This is a genomic window from Streptomyces sp. CBMA123 (genome assembly GCF_014596465.1).
Taxonomy (GTDB): Bacteria; Actinomycetota; Actinomycetes; order Streptomycetales; family Streptomycetaceae; genus Kitasatospora.
The window spans coordinates 1-21,787 of the sequence record NZ_MECK01000054.1; the positions used below are offsets into that span (position 1 = coordinate 1).

The window sequence follows — 21,787 nt, forward strand, 5'->3', positions numbered from 1 at the left end:
TGGCGGCCACCGGCCGGGCCCTGGCGCGCACCGCCGACGTCCCGGGCGTCACGCTCGGCACGGTGACCGACGGGCGCTCGGCCCGCGCCCTCGAACCGGTCGTCGGCTACTTCGTGAACCCGCTGGCCGTCCCGCTGCCCGGGGCGCGCGACCTCACCGACGCGGCGCTGCTGCGGCACACCGCCGACGCGGTGGTCTCCGCGCTGGAGCACGGCCGGACGCCCTTCGACGAACTGGTCCGCCTGCTGAAGCCGCCCCGGGGCCGGCACCCGTGGTTCCAGGCCTGGGCGGTGCTCCAGAAGCGCCCGCCACGGGGGGAGTTCGCCCCCGGCCTGCGGCTGGAGCCGGTCCGGGTGCCGCCGCCGAGGACCGCCCACGAGCTGCTGGTCGAGGCGGTGCCGCGTGGCGACGGCGGCTGGGACCTGATCACGAGTCGGCGCGCGGACGTGCTGGGGGAGGCGCGGGCGGAGGAGTTCACCGACCGGCTGCACCGCGCGCTGGGCGAGTTCGCCACCGCCGCCCCAGTCGCCCCAGCCGCCTCAGCGGGCCCGGCCGGCCCGGCCGGGCCTGGCACCCGATCAGCCGCACCCTCGCCCGAGCGTTCGTACGACGATCGGACGACTCGGCGCGCAGGTGCTCTGAGTGACGGTTAGCGTCGGCCGCAACGCGTCCCCAACCCTTGGAGTCTGTCGTGCAGCGGTGGATCGTCCTGACAGCACTGACCTCGGCCCTCACCGGCCTCGCCGCCCCCGCCCAGGCCGCCGACCCGGCCCGGGCGCAGGCCCCGGTCCGGCATTCGGTCCGGGATTCGGCCGGTACGGTGGTGACCCTCGGTGATGCCATGATCGACCCGAAGGTCCCCGGCCGGGTCCGGGTGAACGTCGGTTACCTCTGCTCGGTCGCCGACGAGGCCCGCTCGCTCACCGTCTCGGTCGAGCAGGCGGACCCGGAGGACGCCGCCTCCAAGGCCTTCGGCTCCAGTCGGACCGCCGAGGCGGACATCGTCTGCGACGGCACCCAGCAGGAGCGCCAGCTGATCGTCCAGTCCAAGACCTCCAACTGGATCCCGGACGTCGACGCCGTCCTGATCGCCACCGTCTCCAACATCGGCGCGTCGCCCTCCGCCTCCGCCGACAGCCGCCGGGTCAGTCTCAAGGTCGGCTGAGCCACCCGCCCGTCATCGTGACCCACTCGCCCGTCATCGTGGCCCGGCCGCCCGGCCGGGCCATGACGCTCTCTCCGGAGCCTGCGCCGCACGCGGGCGAGTGCACGGAGGGGATCCTTCCTCTTCCCCGATTCCACAGGTGAACCGGGCTGTCCGGCTCTGGTCCCGAGTTCTACAGTGCTGTAGAACTAAGGCTCAGAGGTGAACAGCGAACGGGGGCACGGCATGGACAGGCCGCTTCGACTGCCGCAGCAGGATCGGGCCGACTTCGAGACGGAGTTGGGGAGGGCGCTGGCCGCGCCGCAGGTGCGGGCGGCGCTGCTGGACAGCGGGGAGGAGGCGCGCGGGGTGGACCGGCTGCGGCGGACGGCGCGGGAGAACGCCGAGTACGTGCTGGCCGCCGCGGCGCCGGAGTACGAGCGGTACGCGACGCTGCGGGCGGACGCCGACGCGGTGGCGCGGCTGCCGGTGGACGCGCCGGCGCGGGTGTCGGGGTGGTGGGGCGTGCTCGGGGTGATCGTGCCGATCGTCGCGGTCGTCGCGGCCGTGGTGTTCCTGGTGCTCGGTTATCTGCTGGGGCTGTCCGAGGACTTGGAGGTGCTGGGGCACGCGCTGATCGGGGCCGGCTGGGTGGCCGCCGGGGTGGCGGCGGTGTGTCTGCTGGTGGGCGGTTTGGGGCTGTTGGGGTCGGCGGCGCGGGGGAAGGGGCCGGAGGTCGAGGTGGCGGAGGGGCCGGGCGAGCTGGTGCGGGCCCGGGACGCCTGGCGGTCGGCCCTGGCGGAGCGCGGGCTGGTGCCCTTCCTGGTGGCGCAGGCGAACGCGGGGCGGCGGGTCTGACGGCGGCCGGCTGACGGCCGGAATGCCAAGACGAGGTGGGTTCGGGTAAGGGGCGGTTAAAATCCGTGCCCGGGCGGGGAGTTGGCGCGGGGCCGGTTCGCGGACGATCGGGCCAGCTGGGGCGGGTGCGGTGAGGCTCCGAGGGGCGTGCCGGTCGGCGGGTGGCGCTGTCGGGTGTCGTGCGGAGGCCTTGTGCGCGCCGATCAGTGAAATATCATATGGCGCATTGCACAGCGGTCGACCCGGGTGAGACCCGGCCCCCGCCCCCCCCGGGCCGCCTGCGCACCCCCGCTCGTCCCTCCCTCCCCCCCACGTCACGAGAGACGGAACCCGACCCGTGTTCAGATTCCGATCCCGCATGCCCCGACGCGCCCAACGCGCCCCACGCACCGCCCTGGTGGCGCTCGCGGCGGCCCTGGCCGGCGCCGCGCTCAGCAGTCCGCTGTCCGCGATGGCCGACTCCCACGCGCCGCAGCCCGTCACCGTGGTGGCCCAGCCGGGCACCCCGAAGACGGCGAAGCCCGCCGCCCCGCAGAAGTCCGGCCCGCGCCGGGCCGGGGCGGCCAAGGCCGGTCCCGTCGGCACCACCACCAAGGCACCCCAGCTGGTGGACGGCGCCGACCCGGGCACCGGCAAGAACGGCGACGGCAATGTCGCCAACCAGTACGACCTCCAGGTCACCTACAAGGGCGGCCAGGAGTCGACCGGTGTGGTGATCGGCGCACCCAAGGTCTACCTGGTGCTCTGGGGCTCCCAGTGGGGCACCCCGTCCACCAACGCGAGCGGCGACACCGTGACCACCGGTGACCCGGACCAGGCCGCCCCCTACCAGCAGGACTTCTTCAAGGGCCTCGGCAGCGCCGGCGACGGCTGGAGCGCCGTGCTGACCCAGTACTGCGAGGGCATCGCCGCCGGTTCCGTCCAGTGTCCGGCCGGCTCCGCGCACATCCCGTACCCGCAGCCGGGGAGCGTGCTCGCGGGCGTCTGGGTGGACAACGCCGCCCCCGCCCCGCAGGCCGCGACCGAGCCGCAGCTCGGCGCCGAGGCGCTGGCCGCCGCCAAGCACTTCGGCAACCTGACGGAGGCGCAGAACCGCAACGTCCAGTACATCATCGACTCCCCGCAGGGCACCGACCCGGACAAGTGGAAGGAGCTGGGCTACTGCGCCTGGCACGACTTCCAGCGCTCGTCGTACGGCCAGCTCGCCTACACCAACATGCCGTACCTGACGGACGTGGCCGGCTGCGGCACCAACTGGTTCGGCGAGAACACCCCGCGCGGGCGGCTGGACGGCTACGGGATCATCGGCGGCCACGAGTACGCGGAGACGGTGAGCGACCCGAACACCCCGGGCGGCTGGACCGACGCCACCGGCCAGGAGATCGGCGACAAGTGCGCCTGGATCCCGCAGGGCTCCAACGGCGGGCTGTTCACCGAGAACCTCTCGACCGGCAGCTTCCCGCTGCAGACCCTGTGGTCCAACAGTGACCACCTGTGCATGGCCTCGGACCCGATCGTGGCCTCCCCGCCGGTCTCGCTGAGCACCATGTGCGACCGCGCCGACAAGGCCGGGCAGCCGCTGTCGATCCCGGCGGTGGGCGTCTCCGGCACCGGCGCGGCCCTCACCTACAGCGCCACCGGACTGCCGCAGGGGCTGGCCATCAACGCCGGCACCGGGGTGATCTCCGGTACCGCCGCCGCGACCAACGGCTACCAGCGGATCAACGTGACGGCGACCGACCCGGCGGGCAAGACGGCGTCCACCGGCTTCTGGGAGAACGTCAGCGCCTCCGGCGGGACGGGCTGCGGCGGGATCGAGCAGCTCATCGACCCGGGCTTCGAGAACGGCTCGGCGGACGTCAACCACACCGTGATGACGGACTCCTGGAGCCCGTCGGGGTACAACATCATCACCCCGTCCAGCCTGCACGCGCCGCACTCCGGCTCCTGGTACGCCTGGCTCGGCCAGAACACCGGCACGGACGACTCCATCACCACCTACCTCAACACCTACCCGGGCTTCGGGCAGGCGAGCTTCTCCTTCTGGCTGGACGTGCGGCCGGTCAACGCCGCGGCCCCCGCCGCCGACACGCTGTCGCTGGTGGCGATCGACCAGTACACCGGGCAGCCGCTCGGCACAGTGAAGACCTGGAGCGGCCAGAACCCGACCAACGGCTACCAGTACCAGTCGGTGGACCTCGCCCCGCTGATCGGGCAGGTCGGCTGGGGGACCACCATCGGCCTCAAGCTGGTCTCCCACGAGACCGGCACCAACCCGACCACCGCGTTCCTGATCGACGACGCCTCGGGCCGCGAGAGCTGATCCCGCACCCGGACGCCGGCCCCGCCACCGCGGTTCGCGGTGGCGGGGCCGGCGGCATGTCACCGCCGGTCACGCCTCCGGCAGCGGCCGGGGGTCGTCGGCGTGGGCGCGGGCGGCGTCCACCAGCAGCTGGACGGCGGCCAGCGGCAGGCCCAGCCGGCGGGCGATCCAGGGGGCCGGCCGGCCCGTCCGGGCGAGCATCCAGGCCGAGTACAACTGGCCAAGCTGCGGGGCCTGTTCGGCGAGCAGCAGCGGGCGGACGGCCTCCATCGGAAAGCCTTCGAGCGCACGGGCGCTGTACTCGCGCCCGTTGGGGCCGGGCGGGGGCAGCGGCAGTGGCCGGCGGGCGTCGAGCCAGCGGCCGAGCAGGACGGCCCCGACCACCAGCAGCCCGGAACAGGAGACGCCGATCAGGACGCCGCCGATGACCGGACGGTCCTCCTCCTCGGCCAGGCCGAGGGCGATCTCCTCCAGGACGAGCAGCCCGAGGACGGCGGCCAGGACCGCCGCCTCACGGGGGCGGGGGAGGAGGAGCCGGAACGTCGTCATGGGAAACCTCTTCCTCGGCAGGGGGGCCGGAGGGCTGGGGCGGGCGCGGCGACTCACCTTCCGTACAACGGCGGCGAACGGCCCGGGGCACGCCCGGGCGGCCAGACGGTGAAGGAGTGTGCGCGGAGTTGACGACGCGTCAGGAACTCAGCCGTGGGCCGGAGTTCTGCCGGAGGGCGGCCTGGAGGCGCGGAGCGGGGCTGGGGCGTCGAGCGGCTCGCGACCCGCGGTCCATGCGTCTCGCCTCCTTCCGGTCGGGCGCGCCAGGGTGGTGCGGACGTCGACGGGGCAGGGGTTTCACCTTCGGACCTGTCGACAGCATAGCCCGGCCATGCCAACTTCGACACCTCTGTCGAAGTTGGCCCGCGGAGCGGCCAACTCCCCTTGGGACAAGGGCAGGTGGGCCGCCCTCCCGGGAGGGCCGACCAGCGCCGGACGGGTGCGCATGGTGCCCTGGACCACTCGTGACGCCCGCCCCCGACCGCTTCAATCGCCCTACCGGACGAACCGGACCGGCCGGCGACGGAGGGGCGACATGGATCTGAACACGGTGGCCGAGCTACGGGACGCCCGCCTCGGCGGCGCCTGGCGGCCCGGCGACGCCTGGCTCGGCGGCGGGACGGCCCTGTTCTCCGAACCGCAGCCGCACATCCGCCGGCGACGCCACCGGCATCCGGTTCACCGACCGCCGTTCCTGGGCGACCTGGTCTGGCAGGCGCTGGCCTCCCGGCGGCGGTGACCCGGTGGCGGTGACCGGGTGGGGGCGCGGCTCCCCCGGCCGGTGGTCCACAGTGGTAGGGAGACGTGGGGGAGCGGAGGCCGGACCGATGGGACTCACCAGTCACAAGCTGCTGGCACTGGCGGCGCTGCTCGCGGTGGGCACGGTGCTCGGCACGCTCTGGGTCTGGCCGAAGCTCGCCGTCCGCAGCTGGCCCGCGATGTTCCTGCGGCTCGGCACCGTCGCCGTCACCCAGCTGTCCCTGCTGGCCGTGCTCGGGCTCGCCGTCAACGACTACTTCGTCTTCTACAGCAGCTGGACCGACCTGCTCGGGCACGAGCACGGCGCCGCCGTCATCCAGAGCTCCCCGGGCACGCCTGCCACCCCGGGCACGCCTGCCACCCCGGGCACTCCCGGCGCGCCGGGCAGCACCCCGAGCAGCGGACCGGCCGCCGGGGTGCAGGTGCTCGGCACCGCCGAGATCACCGGCGCCGGCCCGGCGAGCCGTGACCCGGCCCGGGTCGGCCGGCTCGACAAGGTCCGGCTGCCCGGCACCACCACCGGGCTGAGCACCGACGGCTACGTCTACCTGCCGCCCCAGTACTTCCAGCCCGGCAACGAGGGCAAGCACTTCCCGGCCCTACTGGTGATGACCGGCTTCCCCGGGGACGCCGCCAACCTGGTCACCAAGCTGCGCTACCCGGCCACCGAACTCGACCTGCTGCGCAAGGGCGCCATGAAACCGGCCGTGCTGGTGCTGATGCGGCCCTCGCCCAGCATGCCCCGGGACAGCGAGTGCGAGGACGTCCCGCACGGCCCGCAGGCGCAGAGCTACTTCGCCACCGACGTGCCCGCCGACCTGCGGGCCGGCTACCGGGTGCTCGGCGGCCCCGGCAGCCTGGGCGTCATGGGCGACTCCACCGGCGGCTACTGCGCCGTCAAGCTCGGCATGGTGCACCCGGGCACCTTCCCGGCGGTGGTCTCGCTCTCCGGCTACCTCAAGGCGGCCGAGGACGTGACCACCGGCGACCTCTTCGGCGGGAGCCGACAGCGCCGCGACGAGGCCGACCTGAACTGGCGGCTCGCCCACCTGCCGCTGCCCGCGCTCGCGGTGCTGCTCGCCGACAGCAAGGAGGACGGCAGCAGCTACGCCGACTCCAGCGCCTTCGCGGCGGCGGCCCGGCCGCCGCTGGTGGTGGCCCAGGCGACGGTCGACGCGGGCGGGCACAACTTCACGACCTGGAACCGGCTGATCCCGCCCGCGCTGGGCTGGCTCAGCGGGCACCTGCCGGACGCCACCTGATACCTCCGGACGCCTCTGGACGCCACCTGGCACCTCCGGACGGCAAGGCACCCGCCGCCTCGACGGCGTGCGCCGAGGCGGCGGGGCGTTTCGGTGGCCCTCAGGCCCTCGGTGAACCTCCGCGGGTCCTCACGGTCCTCAGGGTCCTCAGGGTCCTCAGGGCCCTCAGCGGGCGAGCAGCGGCAGCGGTGCCCCCATACGGGCGGGCAGCTCCAGCCGGGTCAGCAGCGCCGACGGCGAGACCTCGACCACCCGGCAGCCCGCCCGGTGCCGACAGTGCCGGGCGACGGACGTGCCGAGCAGCCGGTCGAAGCGGCGCCGGGCGGCCGCGCCGAGGACGAGCAGGTCGTCCGGTCCGGTGACGGCAGCGACCAGGGCGGGCCCCGGTTCGGCGTTCACCACCATGGGGTGGATGACCAGGTCGGACGGGTAGCCGCCGTAGGCCTGCTCGAAGGCGATGTCCAGCCGCCGGCGGGCGGCGTGCTCCAGTTCGGAGAGCGGGCGCAGTCCGTCCTTGTCGCCCGTCGTCCAGGCGGCGACGGGCACCAGCACGGCCGCGTTGCGGGCCGCCTCTCCGACGGCGTGGTAGAGGGCGGCCAGACTGCTCAGTGACCCGCTCAGGCCGACGATCACTCGGGTGGTGCCGTGGGTGGTCCCGGTCGTGGTCCCGGTCATGGCCGTTCGCCTCCGTCTCTCCGGTAGCTCACTCCGGTCGAGTCCTGCCGGTCGGTTGCTCCTTGCATCGGATGCCTCCAGTGAACCCCGGAACCGACCCGTCCGTACCGGCGCTGACACCTCCATGACGCCGGTCGTGCACTTCTTGACGGCCCCCTGACAGCGGCGCCGTTCAGCCCAGTCCGGGCACGAACTCGATCAGCAGGTCGATCGCCTTGATGCCGAGGAACGGCAGGATCAGCCCGCCCAGTCCGTACACCCGCAGGTTGCGCCGGAGCAGGTCGGTCGCGGAGGCGGGCTGGTAGCGCACGCCGCGCAGCGCGAGCGGGATCAGCGCGACGATGATCAGCGCGTTGAAGATGATCGCGGAGGCGATCGCGGACTGCGGGCTGTGCAGGCCCATGATGTTGAGGTCGTGCAGCCCGGGGTAGGCGTGGGCGAACATCGCGGGGATGATCGCGAAGAACTTGGCCACGTCGTTGGTGATCGAGAAGGTGGTCAACGCGCCCCGGGTGATGAGGAGTTGCTTGCCGACCCGGACGATGTCGATCAGCTTCGCCGGATTGGAGTCGAGGTCGACCATGTTGCCGGCCTCCTTGGCGGCCGGGGTGCCGGAGTTCATCGCGACGCCGACGTCGGCCTGGGCGAGGGCGGGCGCGTCGTTGGTGCCGTCGCCGGTCATCGCCACCATGTTCCCGGCGGCCTGTTCGCGCCGGAGGTGGGCGAGCTTGTCCTCGGGGGTGGCCTCGGCGAGGAAGTCGTCCACCCCGGCCTCCTCGGCGATCGCCCGGGCGGTCAGCGGGTTGTCGCCGGTGACCATGACGGTGCGGATGCCCATCCGGCGCAGCTCGGCGAAGCGTTCGGCGATGCCCTCCTTGATCACGTCCTTGAGCTCGACCACGCCGAGCGCGCGGGCGCCGTGCCGGTCGTGCACGGCGACCAGCAGCGGGGTGCCGCCGGCCGCGGCGATCCGGTCGACCAGCGGCTCGGCCTCCACCGGGATCCGTCCACCGGAGTCCAGCACCCAGCGGGCGACGGCGGCGGCCGCGCCCTTGCGGATCAGGCAGCCGGTGCCGTCCGGCCAGGTGAGGTCGACGCCGCTCATCCGGCTGTGCGCGGTGAACGGTACGGGCCGCTGCTCGCCGAGTTCGCCGGGAGCCCTTGGCGGCACCCAGTACTGACGGTTCGTCAGTTCGACGAGTGAGCGCCCCTCCGGGGTCTCGTCCGCGACGGAGGCCAACTGGGCGGCCTCGGCGAGCTGTTCGGTGGTCGCGCCGGGCAGCGGGTGCAGGGCGACGGCCCGGCGGTTGCCGTGGGTGATGGTGCCGGTCTTGTCCAGCAGCAGCACGTCCACGTCGCCCGCGGCCTCGACCGCCCGGCCGGACAGCGCGATGACGTTGCGCTGGACGAGCCGGTCCATCCCGGCGATGCCGATCGCGGACAGCAGTGCGCCGATGGTGGTCGGGATCAGCGCGACCATCAGCGCCACCAGCACGACGGTGGTCTGCGGGGCGTGGGCGTAGATCGCCATCGGCTGGAGCGAGACCACGGACAGCAGGAAGACGATGGTGAGCGAGGCCAGCAGGATGTTGAGGGCGATCTCGTTCGGGGTCTTCTGCCGGTCGGCGCCCTCGACCAGGGCGATCATCCGGTCCACGAAGCTCTGCCCGGGGCGGGAGGTGACCCGGACGATCAGGTGGTCGGAGAGCACCTTCGTCCCGCCGGTGACGGCCGTGCGGTCGCCGCCGGACTCGCGGATCACGGGCGCGGACTCGCCGGTGATCGCGGACTCGTCCACGCTCGCGACGCCCTCGACCACCTCGCCGTCCTGCGGGACGGCCTCCCCGGCGGGCACCAGCACGATGTCGTGCAGCATCAACTCCTCGGCGGGGAGCACCTCGTGGCGGTGGTCCCGGGTGCCGACCCGCCAGTGCAGCAGCCGCCGGGCCGTCATGCCCTGTTGCGCCCGGCGCAGGTAGTCGGCCTGCGCCTTGCCCCGGCTCTCGGCGACCGCCTCGGCGAGGTTGGCGAACAGCACCGTCAGCCACAGCCAGAAGGAGATCACCCAGGCGAAGACGCTCGGGTGGACGACGGCGTTGATGGTGGTGAGGGCGGAGCCGGTCTCGACCACCAGCATCACCGGGTTGCGCATCATGGTGCGCGGGTGGAGCTTGCGGACGGCGGCGGGCAGCGCCTCGGCGAGCTGCTGCCGGGTGATCAGGGTGCGGCGGCCGCGCGGTGAGGACGGCCGGTGGCTCGGATGGTGCTCCGGCGGTGGCTCGGGCGCGTGCTCCGGGCGGCGGAACCAGTTCTGCTGGTCGGCGGTGGCATCCGGTGGGGTGAGGGCCGAACGGCGCATCGTCTCGGGGGACCTTCCGGGCCGCCCCTCCTGCGGTGACGGGGCGGCGGGCTCGGTGGCGACGGGGACGGGGACGGGCCTCAGCCCACCATCGGATTCCGCCGGCTCATGCGGCTCTTGACGCGGGCTTGGCGAGGAAGCGCCGGTTCTTGACAGTTCCCTGACACCATGATCGATCCGGGCTCCGACCTGCACGAACAGCCGTTCGCAGGCCCGGGATGAGGGGTATGTCAGGAAGTCGTCAAGGTACGCCCCCGATGCGTAGGCCGTGCGTCAAGGCCGGGTGCCATCGGCGCCCGGAGGGTCTCCACTGGATCCCAGGGCCACCGGACGACGGCGGCCCGCCGCACCCCCGAGGAGCCCGCCGTGACCACCGCCACCGCCGTCATCGACGTCGACGACCCGTTGGAGCGCACCATCCGCCTGCTGCCCGCCGCCGAGCGCCACGACCGCCCCGAGCCGCCGGAACCGGTCTCACCGGTCGACCGGGCCCGGACCCGCCCCGCGCACTGCCGCTTCGTCATGCACTACGAGGACTGACCCACCACCCCTCCACGAGGAGCAGCCGCCATGACCCAGCTCATCGCCCCGCCCGTTTCCCCTCCCACCGCCCCCGTCGCCGACGCGCTCGGCGGCCCCTGGCCGGCCTCGGCGCGGCCCGGCCCCGGCGGCGAGGTGCTGGTCGGCGGGGTGGGGCTGGCGGAGGCCGCCGAGCGGTTCGGCACCCCGCTGTACGTGCTGGACGAGGGCGAGGTGCGGGCCCGGGCCCGGGCCTACCGGCGGGCACTTCCGCACGCCGAGGTGCTGTACGCGGCCAAGGCCTTCCTGTGCAGCGCGATGGCCGACTGGGTCGCCGAGGAGGGCCTCGGCCTGGACGTCTGCTCCTCCGGTGAACTCTGGCTGGCGGTCTCGGCCGGATTCCCGGCGCAGCGCGTCCTGCTGCACGGCAACGCCAAGTCCCCGGAGGAGCTGCGGCTGGCCCGCCGGCTGCGGGTCGGCCGGATCGTGATCGACGGTCCGGCCGAGATCGCCCGGCTGGCCGCGCTGGTCGCCGCCGACACCCCGCAGAAGGTGCTGGTGCGGGTCGTCCCCGGGATCGCCGCCGGGCACCACGCGGCGGTGCGGACCGGGGTCGGCGGCCAGAAGTTCGGCTTCCCGATCACGGGCGGCGACGCGGCCGACGCGATCGCCCGGGTGCTCGGCCAGCCGGGGCTGGAACTGGCCGGGCTGCACTGCCACCTGGGCTCGCAGATCACCTCGGTCGAGCCGTACCTCCAGGCCGTGGACGCGCTGGTGCGACTGCTCGCCGAGGTGCGGGAGCGGCACGGCGTGGAGCTGTCCGAGCTGGACCTCGGCGGCGGGCACGGCATCCGCTACCTGCCCGGGGACGAGGAGCTGGACCTCGCCGAGTTCGCCGTCCGGGTGACCGACCGGCTCGCGGTGCGCTGCGCCGAGACCGGGCTGGAGGTGCCGCGCCTGGTGGTCGAGCCGGGCCGGGCCGTCGCCGGGCCGGCCGCCGTGGCCGTCTACCGGGTGCTGTCCGTCAAGCACACCGCCGACGGCCGCTGCTTCGCCGCCGTCGACGGCGGGATGAGCGACAACCCGCGCCCGGCGCTGTACGGATCCCCGTACAGCGTCCGGCTGGTGGGCCGCCGCTCCGAGGCCGGCGCGATGCGGGTGGACGTGGTCGGCCGGCACTGCGAGGCCGGAGACGTACTCGTCCGCGACGCCGTGCTGCCCGCCGACCTGCGCCCCGGCGACCTGCTCGCCGTCCCGGCGGCCGGCGCGTACCAGCTCTCGATGGCCTCCGGCTACAACCTGGTCGGCCGCCCGGCGGTGGCGGCGGTGAAGGACGGCCGGGCCCGGCTGCTGATCCGCCGGGAGACGGTGGAGGACTTCCGGCTGCGCGAGGTCGGCCGCTGACCGGGGCCGGGCGCTGGGCGGGTCGGGACAAGGCCGTCGATCATCGCCGACTCACTGTCACACGAAAGCACTAAAGTCCGACCATGATTCGAAAGACTCGTGTGTATCCCGCCGCGATCCTGGGTGCCACCGCCCTCCTGCTCACGGCCTGCGGTTCCTCGGGCTCGTCGTCCGCCGCGAAGTCCGCCGCGCCGGACAACGCCACCCCGAGTGCCGTCAGTTCGAGCACGGCCCCGTCGAGCGCCGCCCCGTCGAGCGCCACCGCTTCGACCCCGGCCGCCGTGCCGACGCCCACCGCCACCTCGACGGCGGCCGGTGGATCGGGCGGCGCCGCCTCCGGGGCGACCAACACCCTGACCATCACCGGGAGCAAGGGCGGCACGTTCCAGTTCAAGCAGGCCACCTGCCTCGGCAAGAAGTCGACGTCCGGCGCTCTGACCCTGACCGCGATGGGCGGGCCCACCGGGAAGGCCGCCCTGATCGCCACCTTCGACGGCGCGGGGCAGATGAGCCTCGTCCTGACCATCGGTGACACCGGCGACGCGAAGGCGGTCGTCTGGGCCGGAAAGACCGCGGTCGGCGCGACGGCCGGCCGCACCGTGGACACCGTCACCCTCACCGACCTGCCGGTGTCCGAACTCCCTGACGCCGTCCAGGGCAAGGCCGCCGGCACCTTCACCTGCGAGTCCACCGCCGCGCTGCTCTGACCGCCCAAGCGGTGGTGTCGGGCCGTCCCGCCGGGGTTGCCACCGCTCCGCGTGCGGGCGAACGTGCCACCCGGTAGCGTCGCAAACGCGCGTTCCGCCCCACCCACGGCGGCTCGGCCCGGCCAGGGCCGAGCCGCCGATGTCGGCAGAGGGACGAGATCACATGCCGAAGCACAGCATCCTCGCGGCGACTGCCGCGGTCGCTCTGGTCTGCCTGGCGGCATCCGGCCCCACACCAGGCGGCCCCGCGCGGGCTGCCGGGCCCAGCCCGGTGGCCCGGTCCCGGTTCGTACCCGGCCCCTGTCCGAAGCCGCCCGAGCCCATCGAGGCGTTGGGCAGAGCACGGTGCGGCTTCCTGGAGGTCCCCGAGAACCGCGCCCGCCCCGGCGGCCGTACCGTCGAGCTGGCCGTGGCGCGCATTCCGGCAGTGTCGGCGAAGCCCGCCGCGGACCCGGTGGTGTTCATGGCGGGCGGCCCCGGTGGCGACGCGATCGACGACATCCCCTTCCTCGTCGACTCCGGCCTGAACAAGGACCGCGAACTGATCGTCATGGCCCAGCGCGGCAACCTCTACGACCGGCCGAACCTCGCCTGCCCGGAGATCGACCGGTTCAACGCGCAGGCCGTGGGCCTGGGTTACGGGGGCCAGGAGGCGGAACGGCTCATGCTGACCGCGGTGAAGGAGTGCCGGGACCGCCTGACGGCCGACGGCGTCGACCTGAGCGCCTACAACACCACGGAGAACGCGGCCGACTTCGCCGACCTGCGGAAGGCGCTGGACATCCCCCGGTGGAACGTCTACGGGTACTCCTACGGCAGCGACCTGGCGCTCACCTACCTGCGGCTGCACCCCGAGGGAATCCGCGCCGTGGCCATCGACTCGATCACACCTCCCCGGACCGCGACCCTGCCGTGGACATGGAGCAGTGCCGCCGAGGGGATCCACAACATCTTCGAGGCGTGTGCGGCGCAGCCCGCCTGCAAGGACCGGTACCCGGACCTCCCCCGTCTGCTGACGGAGCAGGTGCGCAGGTTGGAGAAGCAGCCCCGGACGCTGAGCGTCCGGCCGCCGAGCGGAGGCGAGCCGGTCACGACCGTCCTCGACGGGGGCGCGCTGCTGAACCTCATCGTCGCCTTCACGCCCCGGCCCAAGGACCTCCCGGCGGCTCTCGACGAGCTCGGCCACGGAAACCCGGAACGCTTCGCGCGGGCCCGCGCGGCCGGCTCGGTCCAGCACGTCGGCGTGTCCGCGTACGGCTTGACGAACTCGGTGGCGTGCGGGGAGTGGGCGCCGGGGTACTCGGAATCCGACGTGCTGAAGGCGGGACGCCAGGCCTTCCCCGGGTGGCCGGACACGGTCCTGGCACAGGTGCCGCAACTTCCCTTCCAGTATCCGGTGTGCGGGATCTGGAACGTCCCGGACCGCGCGTCCGTCCAGCGGGTGGCCACGGTCAGTTCGGTGCCGGCGCTCGTCATCTCCGGGACGTTCGACGTGAAGACCGGGCCGAGTTGGGCGAAGGGCGTAGCCCGCGACCTGTCCTCCTCGACCGAGGTGCGCATCCCCGGAGTCGGCCACTGGGTGGTCCCGCAGTCGCCGTGCGCGCAGCGCGTCCTGGCCTCGTTCCTCGCTCGCCCGACCGCGCCCGACACCGGGTGCGTGGCCGATCTCCAGCCCGAACCGTTCACGATCTCCCCGAAGTAACCGGGAGGGCAGATGCCCCACCATCACACGCCCCACCAGCACGCGCCCCACCATCACACGCCCCGCCGTCGGCGCACCGTACGACGATTCCTGGCCCCGTCGGCCGGCCTGGCGACCGGCCTCCTCGTCACCGGCCTGCTCGCGGCGCCCACTCACGTACAGTCCCGCAGCGACACCGGCCCCGGCCGTGGAGCGCAGCTCGGCACGACCGCCGGAGCGGTGGGTGACGCCCGCTACGAGCCGGGCCCGTGCCCGAGGACGCCGGAGCCGGTCGAGGCACTGGAAGGGGCCCGCTGCGGCACGCTCACCGTGCCCGAGAACCGCGCCGGACCAAGCAGGAGGACGATCAGACTCGGTGTCGCGATCGTGCCCGCCGTGGCCGCCACCGCCAAGTCCGACCCCATCGTGTGGCTCGCGGGCGGACCCGGGGACGACGCGGTCGGGGAGGCGCAGATGGCCATCGACGGCGGCCTGAACCGCGACCGTGACGTGATCTTCATGTCCCAGCGCGGTACGTACTCGGCCGACCCGGACCTCCTCTGCCCCGACATCGACGAGTTCAACGCACGCGTGGTCGGCCTCGTCTACGACGCTCCGTCCACGCAGCGCCTGCACGTCGAGGCCACCAAGGCCTGCCGCGACAAGCTGGTGGCCCGGGGAATCGATCTCAGCGCCTACAACGACACCGAGAGCGCCGCCGACTACGAGGACCTGCGCACCGCGCTGGGCATCAAGCAGTGGAACCTGTTCGGCATCTCCTACGGCACCCACCTGGCACTGGTCTCCATGCGCCTGCACCCCGAGGGGCTCCGCTCGGTGGGCATCGACGGCATCCTGCCGCCGTCCAAGGCAGGCTCGGCCATGACCTGGAGCAGCGCCCGGCAGGGCTTCGACGGCCTGTTCAAGGCCTGCGCGGAGCAGCCGGCGTGCAACAAGCGCTATCCGAACCTGTCGGCCACCTTCGACCGGCTGGTCCGCGAACTCGAAGCCGAACCGGTCACCACCACCGTCACCCTCCCCGGCAGCGACCAGCCGGTGAAGGTCGTCCTGGACGGCGGAGCCCTGGTGAACTGGATGACCTCCGCCACCCACGTGGCACCCCAGGTACCCGCCGCCCTCGACGAGCTGGCCAACGGCAAGCCGCAGCGCATCGCCCGGCAGTGGGCGGGCGGCAAGCTCAGCCCGGCGGCCATGGGCAGGGTCGCGCACGGTCTCTCCTACGGCGTCTTCTGCAGCGAGTGGACCCCGTACGAGAGCGAGGCGCAGGCGCTCCGGGGCGGACAGGAAGCGTTTCCGACCTTCCCCCGCTCGGTGCAGGCCCAGGCTCCGCAGCTCACCTTCCTCCGTCCGGACTGCGACGCCTGGAACATCCCCCCGGCGGCACCCTCGATCCGGGACGTCACGCGCGGCGACATCCCCACCCTCGCCCTCTCGGGCGGGTTCGACTCCCAGACCGGGGCGGACAACGGGCCGTACGTCGCCCGTACGCTGAGCAGGGCCAAGGTCGTCACGGTCCCCTACGAACCGCACGTGGTGTTCGCCACGTCGAAGTGCGCCCAGGCCATCACCGTCTCGTTCTTCGACACCCCGGACGCGCCGAGGACCGAATGCCTGAAGGGTCTCCAGCCGCCCGCGTTCGAGATCGGGCCCTGAGACCGTTCCCCGCCTCGTCGGTGAACGTCCACGGGACGCCGGACACCCAGGTGCGGTGGCCCGCACGGCCGTGCGGCCGGTAACGGAACGGTTGCGGTGCCCGCGCTTCCCGCGCCCAGGGCTTGACGGCGTGGGGAGGGCGGGCTTTGCTGTCTCCCGCTCGTGCGAATCTGTTTGGTTCTGGTTTCTTTTGTGGTTTTGAACGTTCAAATCCACCGCCGGATCCGCCTGCTCGCCTCACGCGACCCCCACCCCTCGCCTCCGTTCCCGTCCAGCGCCGCTCCACCAGGAGGAATGCAATGTCACACCTTTCCCGTCGCGACCTGCTCCGCGCCTCCGGCGCCGGCCTGCTGGCCCTCGCCGCCGGCGGCACCCTCGCGGCCTGCGGCGGCTCCGGCTCCGGGAGCGCCGCCGGCGGGGACGCCGACACCGGCACGGTCACCGTCTGGTCCTGGGCCACGGCCGCCGCCGCCCTGCGCGCCGTCGTCCCGGCCTTCGAGAAGGACAACCCCGGCATCAAGGTCGACGTCCAGGACATCGGCAACCCCGCCATCTGGGACAAGATCACCGTCGGCCTGGCGGCCGGCGGCCAGGGCCTCGGCGACGTCCTGCACATCGGCTGCGACTACCTGCCCGGATACCTGGAGAAGTTCCCCGGCGGCCTCGCCGACCTCTCCGCCCTCGGCGCCGACGCCCACAAGGAGAAGTTCGCCAAGGGCCTGTGGCCGGTCGTCACCGGCAAGGACGGCCACGCCTACGCGCTGCCCTGGGAGGTCAACCCGCTGGGCTTCTTCTACCGCAAGGACTACTTCGACAAGGCCGGCCTCGACCCCACCACCTTCGCCACCTGGGACGACCTGACGGCGATCGCCGACCGCTTCAAGGCCGCCAACCCCGGCATCTCCCTCCTCGGCATCAACAAGGCCGCCAACCCCAGCCCCGACCTGGACTTCGTCCAGAACCTGATGCAGCTCCAGGGCGCCTTCTACTTCGACCTCCAGGGCAAGATCACCCTCGGCTCCGAGCCCGCCGTGCGCGCCATGAGCACCCTCAAGCGCATGGCGGACGCCGGGCTGGTCGCCGACGCCCCCGGCGACCAGGGCTGGGCCACCCTGATGAAGGCCGGCAAGCTCGCCGTCGCCCCGATGCCCGCCTGGGCCGCGCACTACCTGGAGGCCAAGTTCGCCGACCAGAGCGGAAACTGGCGCCTCGCCAAGCCCCCGGCCGTCACCCCCGGCGGCAAGCGCACCGCCCTGGTGAACTCCACCCACCTCACGGTCTCCGCCTCCAGCCCGCGCCGCCGCGCCGCCTGGAAGTTCGTCGAGTACGCGCTCACCCGCCCCGCCTCGGTGAACGCCATGTTCGCCGCCGGCGGCGTCTTCCCCGCCCTCACCGAGGCCTACACCGACCCGATGTACGCCAAGCCCAGCGACTACTACGGCGGCCAGTCCCCGCTGAAGACCTTCGCCGAACTGGCCACCGACGGCGGCGACCCGACCGACTACTCCAGCGACTACGCCCGCGCCCTCAAGCTCGCCAGCGACGCCCAGACCAAGGTGTTCCTCACCGGCGGAGACCCGGCCACCGTCCTCAAGGACGCCGCCAAGCAGCTCGCCCAGCAGACCGGACGCACCATCGCATGACCGCCACCGCCCCGCCCGCCACCCTCACCGAGCCGGCCCGGCCCGCCGGGCGAGCCGAGCGTGCCCACCGCCGGGCCCGGCTGCGCCGCACCGCCCTGCCGTACCTGCTGCTCGCCCCCGCCCTGATCACCTTCGGCGTGTTCAAGGCCTACCCGGTCGTCGACTCGCTGCTGGTCTCCTTCACCACCGGCTCCGGCACCGCCACCCGCGCCGCCGGCCTCGCCAACTACCGCCGCCTGCTGGACGATCCGCTGTTCTGGACGGCCCTGCGCAACACCGGCGAGATCCTCGTCGTACAGGTCCCGCTGATGCTCGGACTGGCCCTGCTGATGGCCGTCGGCATCAACTCCGCCCTGGTGCGCTGGCGGGCCGTCTGGCGGCTCGGCGTCTTCATGCCCGCCGTCACCGGCCTGGTCGCCACCGGCGTGATGTTCGCCTTCCTGCTCAGGCGCGACGACGGCGCCGTCAACTGGCTGCTGGACGCCGTCGGCCTGCCCTCCGTCGACTGGCTCGGCCAGCCGTTCTGGGCCCGGATGTCCGTCGTCCTGGTGCTGACCTGGCACTACACCGGCTACAACGCCGTCATCTACCTGGCCGGCCTGCAGTCCGTCCCCAAGGAGCTGTACGAGGCCGCGATGGTCGACGGCGCCGGGCCGGTCCGCCGCTTCACCGCGATCACCGTCCCGGCGCTGCGCCCGCTGCTGCTGTTCACCGTCGTGCTCTCCACCATCGGCACGCTCCAACTCTTCGACGAGCCGTACGTGCTGACCGGCGGCGGCCCGGACAACGCCACCCTGACCGTCTCCATGTACCTGTACCAGAACGGCTTCCGCTACTTCGACTTCGGCTACGCCTCCGCCATCGCCTACGCGCTCACCCTGCTGGTGGCCGTGCTCGGCGCCGTCCAGATGCGCCTGATGGGGGACAAGGACCGATGAACCTCAAGAAGCTTCGCGGCTGGCCGCTGACCTTCTTCCTGGCCGGCCTCACCGGGCTGTCCGTCGCCCCCTTCTACTGGCTGCTGATCTCCGTCACCCGCAAGGACACCGAGATCTTCGACTGGCCGCCGCACCTGCTGCCCGGCGGGGGCTTCGGCGACAACCTGCACCGGCTGGACCGGCGGATCGGCCTGCTCCGGGTGCTCGGCAACTCCCTGCTGGTGGCCGGGGTCCAGACCGCCGGCGCGCTGGTCGTCGCCCTGCTGGCCGGCTACGCCTTCGCCAAGTTCCGCTTCCGCGGCCGCACCCTGCTGTTCGCGCTGCTGCTCTCCACCCTCGTGGTGCCCGAACAGGTCATGCTGGTACCGCTGTTCAAGATGATGATGAACTTCGGCCTGCTCGACTCCTACCAGGCGATCATCCTGCCCGGCCTGTGCGTGCCCTTCGCCATCTTCCTGATGCGCCAGTCGCTGGCCGGCCTGCCGGACGAACTGCTGGACGCCGCCCGGGTCGACGGCGCGGGCGAGTTCCGGGTGCTGTGGAACATCGTCGTCCCGGTCATGCGACCGGTGCTCGCGGCGCTCTCGATCTTCCTCTTCCTGGGCTCCTGGAACCAGTTCGTCTGGCCGCTGATCGCCCTGCGCAGCCCGGACATGCACACCCTCCCGGTCGCCCTCGCGACCCTCTACGGCAACCAGGCCACCACCGACTACGGCGCGATCCTCTCCGGCACCGCGCTGTCCACCCTGCCGATGATGGTCCTCTTCCTGGTCCTCCAGCGGCAGTTCATCTCCGGCCTGCTGGCCGGCGCGACGAAAGGCTGAGCCGCATGACCGACACCGTGACCGACGTCTGGGAGCCGCACGCCCCCGCGGCCGGCACCACGCGCCGGCTCGACGCCCGGGGCCTGGACCTGCGGGTGACCGGGACGGGCGGCGTCCGGGAGGTCGCCGACGGCGTGGTCGAGGTGACCGCCGAGGGCCCGGCCGACGTCCGGATCGAATGGCGGGTGCCCTGCGTGGACGTCACCTCCTTCTGGACCCCGGAACCACGCGGCACCGGCTGGCTGCCCGCCGCCTGGAGCGCCCCGCGCCGCACCGGCCTCGCCGTCGGCGCCCCGATCGCCGCGCTGGTCGGCACCGGGGACACCGCCCGCTGCGCCTTCGCGGCCGACCGGCCCGACGTGCTGGCCGGGGCCGGAGTGGTCGAGGAGACCGGCGAGTTCCGCTTCTGGGCCCGGGCCGAGGGCCGGCTCACCGTCCGCATCGACACCTCCGGCCGGCACTTCGCCCGCTGCCTGGCCGACCTCACCGCCTGGTGGGGCGAGGGCCGCACCGCCGTCATCCCGGACGCCGCCCGCCGCCCCGCCTACTCCACCTGGTACTCGATGCACCAGGACGTCTCGCCCGAGCGCGTCGAGACCCAGGCCGCGCTCGGCAAGGAACTCGGCCTGGACGTGATCATCGTCGACGACGGCTGGATGACCGCCGACCGCACCCGCGGCTACGCCCACTGCGGCGACTGGGAGCCCGTCTCGCTGCCCGACACCGCCGCGCACGTCCGGCGCGTCCACGACCTCGGCGTCCGCTACCTGCTCTGGTACGCGCTGCCGTTCATCGGCAAGGACAGCGCCGCCCACGGAGAGATCGGCCGGCACGCCCTCGCCGACGCCGCCCACCTGGGCGCGGTCGTCGCCGACCCGCGCCACCCCGACGTCCGCGCGTTCCTCACCGACCGGCTGGCCCGCGCCGTCGAGGAGTGGGGCATGGACGGGCTCAAGGTCGACTTCGTCGACTGGTTCGCCCGCGCCGCCGAGGGCGCGGACGCACCCGAGCCGGGCCCCGGGGCGGACTGCGCGAGCGTGGACGAGGGCGTGGAGAAGCTGCTCGCCGCCCTCCGCACCCGGATCACCGCCGCCGACCCGGAGGCGATGATCGAGCACCGCCAGCCGTACGTCAGCCCCGGCCTGTGGCCGTACGTCACCATGATCCGCGCCACCGACTGCCCGCTCAGCCCGCAGGAGAACCGGCAGCGCACCGTCGACCTGCGGCTGGCCGCCGGGCCCGTACCGGTGCACTCGGACATGCTGATGTGGCACCCGGCCGAGCCGCCGGAGCAGATCGCCTGCCACCTGATCAACGTGCTGTTCTCGGTGCCGCAGATCTCCGTCGACCTTGCCGCCCAGAGCGCCGGACAGCGCGAGGCGATCGCCTTCTGGCTCGGCGTCTTCCGCGAGCACCTCGAAACCCTGCAACTCGGCGAACTGCGTCCGAGCCGGCCGGACCTCGGATACCCGCTGGTCACCGCCCTCGACGAGGGGACGGTCGCGGTCGCCCGGTACGCCGCGCTACCGGTCGACGCCTCGGACGCGGGCTGGCATACCCTGCTGGTGGCCAACGCCGACGCCGACCCGGACGTCCGGCTGGCCGGCGGCAGCGGTGCGGCCACCGTCACGGTCCAGGACGCCCGGGGGCGTATCGTCCGGCAGGGCGGGATCGACCTCGACTGGACGGACACCGTTGCGGTGCCGCGTGGCGGGCTGTTGACCCTGCGCCGTCCGTAACCGTCCGTGGAGGAGGACCGCATGGCCGAGGGAGCGCACCGACCGCGCCGCGGCGCCACCACCATCGAGGAGGTCGCCCGGGCGGCCGGGGTCTCCCGGCAGACCGTCTCCAACGTGCTCAACGCCCCGCACCGGGTCCGCCCCGAGACGCTGGCCCGGGTCGGCGCGGCGATCCGCGAACTCGGCTACCAGCCCGACCAGTCGGCCCGCTCGCTGCGCAGCGGCGCCCGGCACACCATCGGCTACCTCGCCCCGGCCGACGACCCGCACGACCCCAACCCGCTGATGGCCGGCTTCCTGGAGGCCCTGGTCGACGCGGCCGGGGAGCAGGGGCAGCGGGTGCTGCTGTTCCGGCCCGCCGGGCCCGCGGCGGACCCGGCGGCCGCCATCGACGAACTGGTGGCGGCCCGTCAGGTCGACGGTCTGGTGCTCGCCGACGTGCTGACCGAGGACCGCAGGATCGCCCATGTCACCCGGGCCGGCGTCCCGTTCGTCGGCTTCGGCCGGACCGGGCCGGCGGAGCCGCAGCACTGGGTGGACATCGCCAACGACGCGGCGATGGCCGCCGTGGTGCGGCACCTGGCCTCGCTCGGCCACCGGCGGATCGGCTACCTCGGCGCCGACGAGGAACTGCCCTGGATGGCGGCCCGGCGGGCGGGCTTCCTCGCCGCGGCGCGCGCCCTGGGCCTGTCCGCGGTCCCGGTGGCCGGCTCCGGGCCGGCGGCGGTA

At 73.4% G+C, this 21,787-nt stretch carries 18 protein-coding genes and 1 pseudogene; 16 read left to right on the plus strand and 3 right to left on the minus strand.

Going from position 1 to position 21,787, the window contains the following annotated elements:
* From BG452_RS09015 to BG452_RS09030, 4 genes are all read left to right on the plus strand, one after another.
* The coding region (locus tag BG452_RS09015; RefSeq protein WP_188303684.1) for a condensation domain-containing protein at positions 1-653 on the plus strand (653 nt) is incomplete at its 5' end.
* 38 nt (positions 654-691) lie between these two features.
* Complete coding sequence (locus tag BG452_RS09020; protein ID WP_188303685.1) at positions 692-1,165, plus strand: hypothetical protein; 474 nt, start codon at positions 692-694, stop codon at positions 1,163-1,165.
* A gap of 225 nt (positions 1,166-1,390) precedes the next feature.
* Complete coding sequence (locus BG452_RS09025; RefSeq protein WP_188303686.1) at positions 1,391-2,002, plus strand: hypothetical protein; 612 nt, start codon at positions 1,391-1,393, stop codon at positions 2,000-2,002.
* Positions 2,003-2,360: 358 nt separating this feature from the next.
* Positions 2,361-4,325: an Ig domain-containing protein gene (locus BG452_RS09030; protein WP_188303687.1), complete on the plus strand. Its 1,965-nt coding sequence runs from the start codon at positions 2,361-2,363 to the stop codon at positions 4,323-4,325.
* Between the two features lie 69 nt (positions 4,326-4,394).
* Here BG452_RS09030 and BG452_RS09035 read toward each other — a convergent pair whose 3' ends face one another.
* A complete protein-coding gene (locus BG452_RS09035) occupies positions 4,395-4,874 on the minus strand; it encodes a hypothetical protein (RefSeq protein ID WP_188303688.1) in 480 nt (159 codons plus the stop codon).
* Between the two features lie 535 nt (positions 4,875-5,409).
* On the opposite strand from BG452_RS09035, the pseudogene BG452_RS09040 reads away from it, so the two are divergent.
* Positions 5,410-5,532: pseudogene (locus tag BG452_RS09040) on the plus strand (FAD-binding molybdopterin dehydrogenase); the annotation flags it as partial.
* A gap of 169 nt (positions 5,533-5,701) precedes the next feature.
* On the plus strand, positions 5,702-6,895 hold the full coding sequence (locus BG452_RS09045) for an alpha/beta hydrolase (protein ID WP_188303689.1): 1,194 nt from the start codon (positions 5,702-5,704) through the stop codon (positions 6,893-6,895).
* Positions 6,896-7,060: 165 nt separating this feature from the next.
* Here BG452_RS09045 and BG452_RS09050 read toward each other — a convergent pair whose 3' ends face one another.
* Entirely contained in the window at positions 7,061-7,570 is a 510-nt protein-coding gene (locus tag BG452_RS09050; protein WP_188303690.1) for a universal stress protein, read from the minus strand.
* Positions 7,571-7,742: 172 nt separating this feature from the next.
* Positions 7,743-9,929 (minus strand): potassium-transporting ATPase subunit KdpB, encoded by a 2,187-nt coding sequence (gene kdpB / locus BG452_RS09055; RefSeq protein WP_188303691.1) that lies wholly within the window; start codon positions 9,927-9,929, stop codon positions 7,743-7,745.
* Positions 9,930-10,295: 366 nt separating this feature from the next.
* Between kdpB and BG452_RS09060 the strand changes: the two genes are divergently transcribed.
* The 10 genes from BG452_RS09060 to BG452_RS09105 all read left to right on the plus strand — a co-directional run.
* Positions 10,296-10,469, plus strand: coding sequence for a hypothetical protein (locus BG452_RS09060; RefSeq protein ID WP_188303692.1), 174 nt, complete (start codon positions 10,296-10,298; stop codon positions 10,467-10,469).
* A gap of 30 nt (positions 10,470-10,499) precedes the next feature.
* Complete coding sequence (gene lysA / locus BG452_RS09065) at positions 10,500-11,852, plus strand: diaminopimelate decarboxylase (RefSeq protein ID WP_188303693.1); 1,353 nt, start codon at positions 10,500-10,502, stop codon at positions 11,850-11,852.
* Between the two features lie 83 nt (positions 11,853-11,935).
* Positions 11,936-12,559: a hypothetical protein gene (locus BG452_RS09070; RefSeq protein WP_188303694.1), complete on the plus strand. Its 624-nt coding sequence runs from the start codon at positions 11,936-11,938 to the stop codon at positions 12,557-12,559.
* Positions 12,560-12,890: 331 nt separating this feature from the next.
* Positions 12,891-14,261 (plus strand): alpha/beta fold hydrolase, encoded by a 1,371-nt coding sequence (locus BG452_RS09075; RefSeq protein ID WP_223241961.1) that lies wholly within the window; start codon positions 12,891-12,893, stop codon positions 14,259-14,261.
* Positions 14,262-14,273: 12 nt separating this feature from the next.
* On the plus strand, positions 14,274-15,914 hold the full coding sequence (locus BG452_RS09080; protein ID WP_188303696.1) for an alpha/beta fold hydrolase: 1,641 nt from the start codon (positions 14,274-14,276) through the stop codon (positions 15,912-15,914).
* A 299-nt stretch (positions 15,915-16,213) separates the two neighbouring features.
* Positions 16,214-17,557 carry an ABC transporter substrate-binding protein gene (locus tag BG452_RS09085; RefSeq protein ID WP_188303697.1) on the plus strand — a complete coding sequence of 448 codons (1,344 nt, stop codon included), beginning with the start codon at positions 16,214-16,216 and terminating at the stop codon, positions 17,555-17,557.
* Positions 17,554-18,495 (plus strand): carbohydrate ABC transporter permease, encoded by a 942-nt coding sequence (locus tag BG452_RS09090; protein WP_188303698.1) that lies wholly within the window; start codon positions 17,554-17,556, stop codon positions 18,493-18,495. Before BG452_RS09085 ends, BG452_RS09090 begins: the two co-directional genes overlap by 4 nt.
* Positions 18,492-19,319 (plus strand): carbohydrate ABC transporter permease, encoded by an 828-nt coding sequence (locus BG452_RS09095; protein WP_188303699.1) that lies wholly within the window; start codon positions 18,492-18,494, stop codon positions 19,317-19,319. Before BG452_RS09090 ends, BG452_RS09095 begins: the two co-directional genes overlap by 4 nt.
* 5 nt (positions 19,320-19,324) lie before the next feature.
* Positions 19,325-21,058 carry a glycoside hydrolase family 36 protein gene (locus BG452_RS09100; protein ID WP_223241962.1) on the plus strand — a complete coding sequence of 578 codons (1,734 nt, stop codon included), beginning with the start codon at positions 19,325-19,327 and terminating at the stop codon, positions 21,056-21,058.
* A gap of 21 nt (positions 21,059-21,079) precedes the next feature.
* The coding region (locus tag BG452_RS09105) for a LacI family DNA-binding transcriptional regulator (RefSeq protein WP_188303700.1) at positions 21,080-21,787 on the plus strand (708 nt) is incomplete at its 3' end.

Coding starts and splice junctions, on each gene's coding strand:
- BG452_RS09025 (WP_188303686.1), top strand. CDS start 1,391: ATGGACAGGCCGCTTCGACTGCCGCAGCAGGATCGGGCCGACTTCGAG.
- BG452_RS09030 (WP_188303687.1), top strand. CDS start 2,361: ATGCCCCGACGCGCCCAACGCGCCCCACGCACCGCCCTGGTGGCGCTC.
- BG452_RS09035 (WP_188303688.1), bottom strand. CDS start 4,874: ATGACGACGTTCCGGCTCCTCCTCCCCCGCCCCCGTGAGGCGGCGGTC.
- BG452_RS09045 (WP_188303689.1), top strand. CDS start 5,702: ATGGGACTCACCAGTCACAAGCTGCTGGCACTGGCGGCGCTGCTCGCG.
- BG452_RS09050 (WP_188303690.1), bottom strand. CDS start 7,570: ATGACCGGGACCACGACCGGGACCACCCACGGCACCACCCGAGTGATC.
- kdpB (WP_188303691.1), bottom strand. CDS start 9,929: ATGCGCCGTTCGGCCCTCACCCCACCGGATGCCACCGCCGACCAGCAG.
- lysA (WP_188303693.1), top strand. CDS start 10,500: ATGACCCAGCTCATCGCCCCGCCCGTTTCCCCTCCCACCGCCCCCGTC.
- BG452_RS09070 (WP_188303694.1), top strand. CDS start 11,936: ATGATTCGAAAGACTCGTGTGTATCCCGCCGCGATCCTGGGTGCCACC.
- BG452_RS09080 (WP_188303696.1), top strand. CDS start 14,274: ATGCCCCACCATCACACGCCCCACCAGCACGCGCCCCACCATCACACG.
- BG452_RS09085 (WP_188303697.1), top strand. CDS start 16,214: ATGTCACACCTTTCCCGTCGCGACCTGCTCCGCGCCTCCGGCGCCGGC.
- BG452_RS09090 (WP_188303698.1), top strand. CDS start 17,554: ATGACCGCCACCGCCCCGCCCGCCACCCTCACCGAGCCGGCCCGGCCC.
- BG452_RS09095 (WP_188303699.1), top strand. CDS start 18,492: ATGAACCTCAAGAAGCTTCGCGGCTGGCCGCTGACCTTCTTCCTGGCC.
- BG452_RS09100 (WP_223241962.1), top strand. CDS start 19,325: ATGACCGACACCGTGACCGACGTCTGGGAGCCGCACGCCCCCGCGGCC.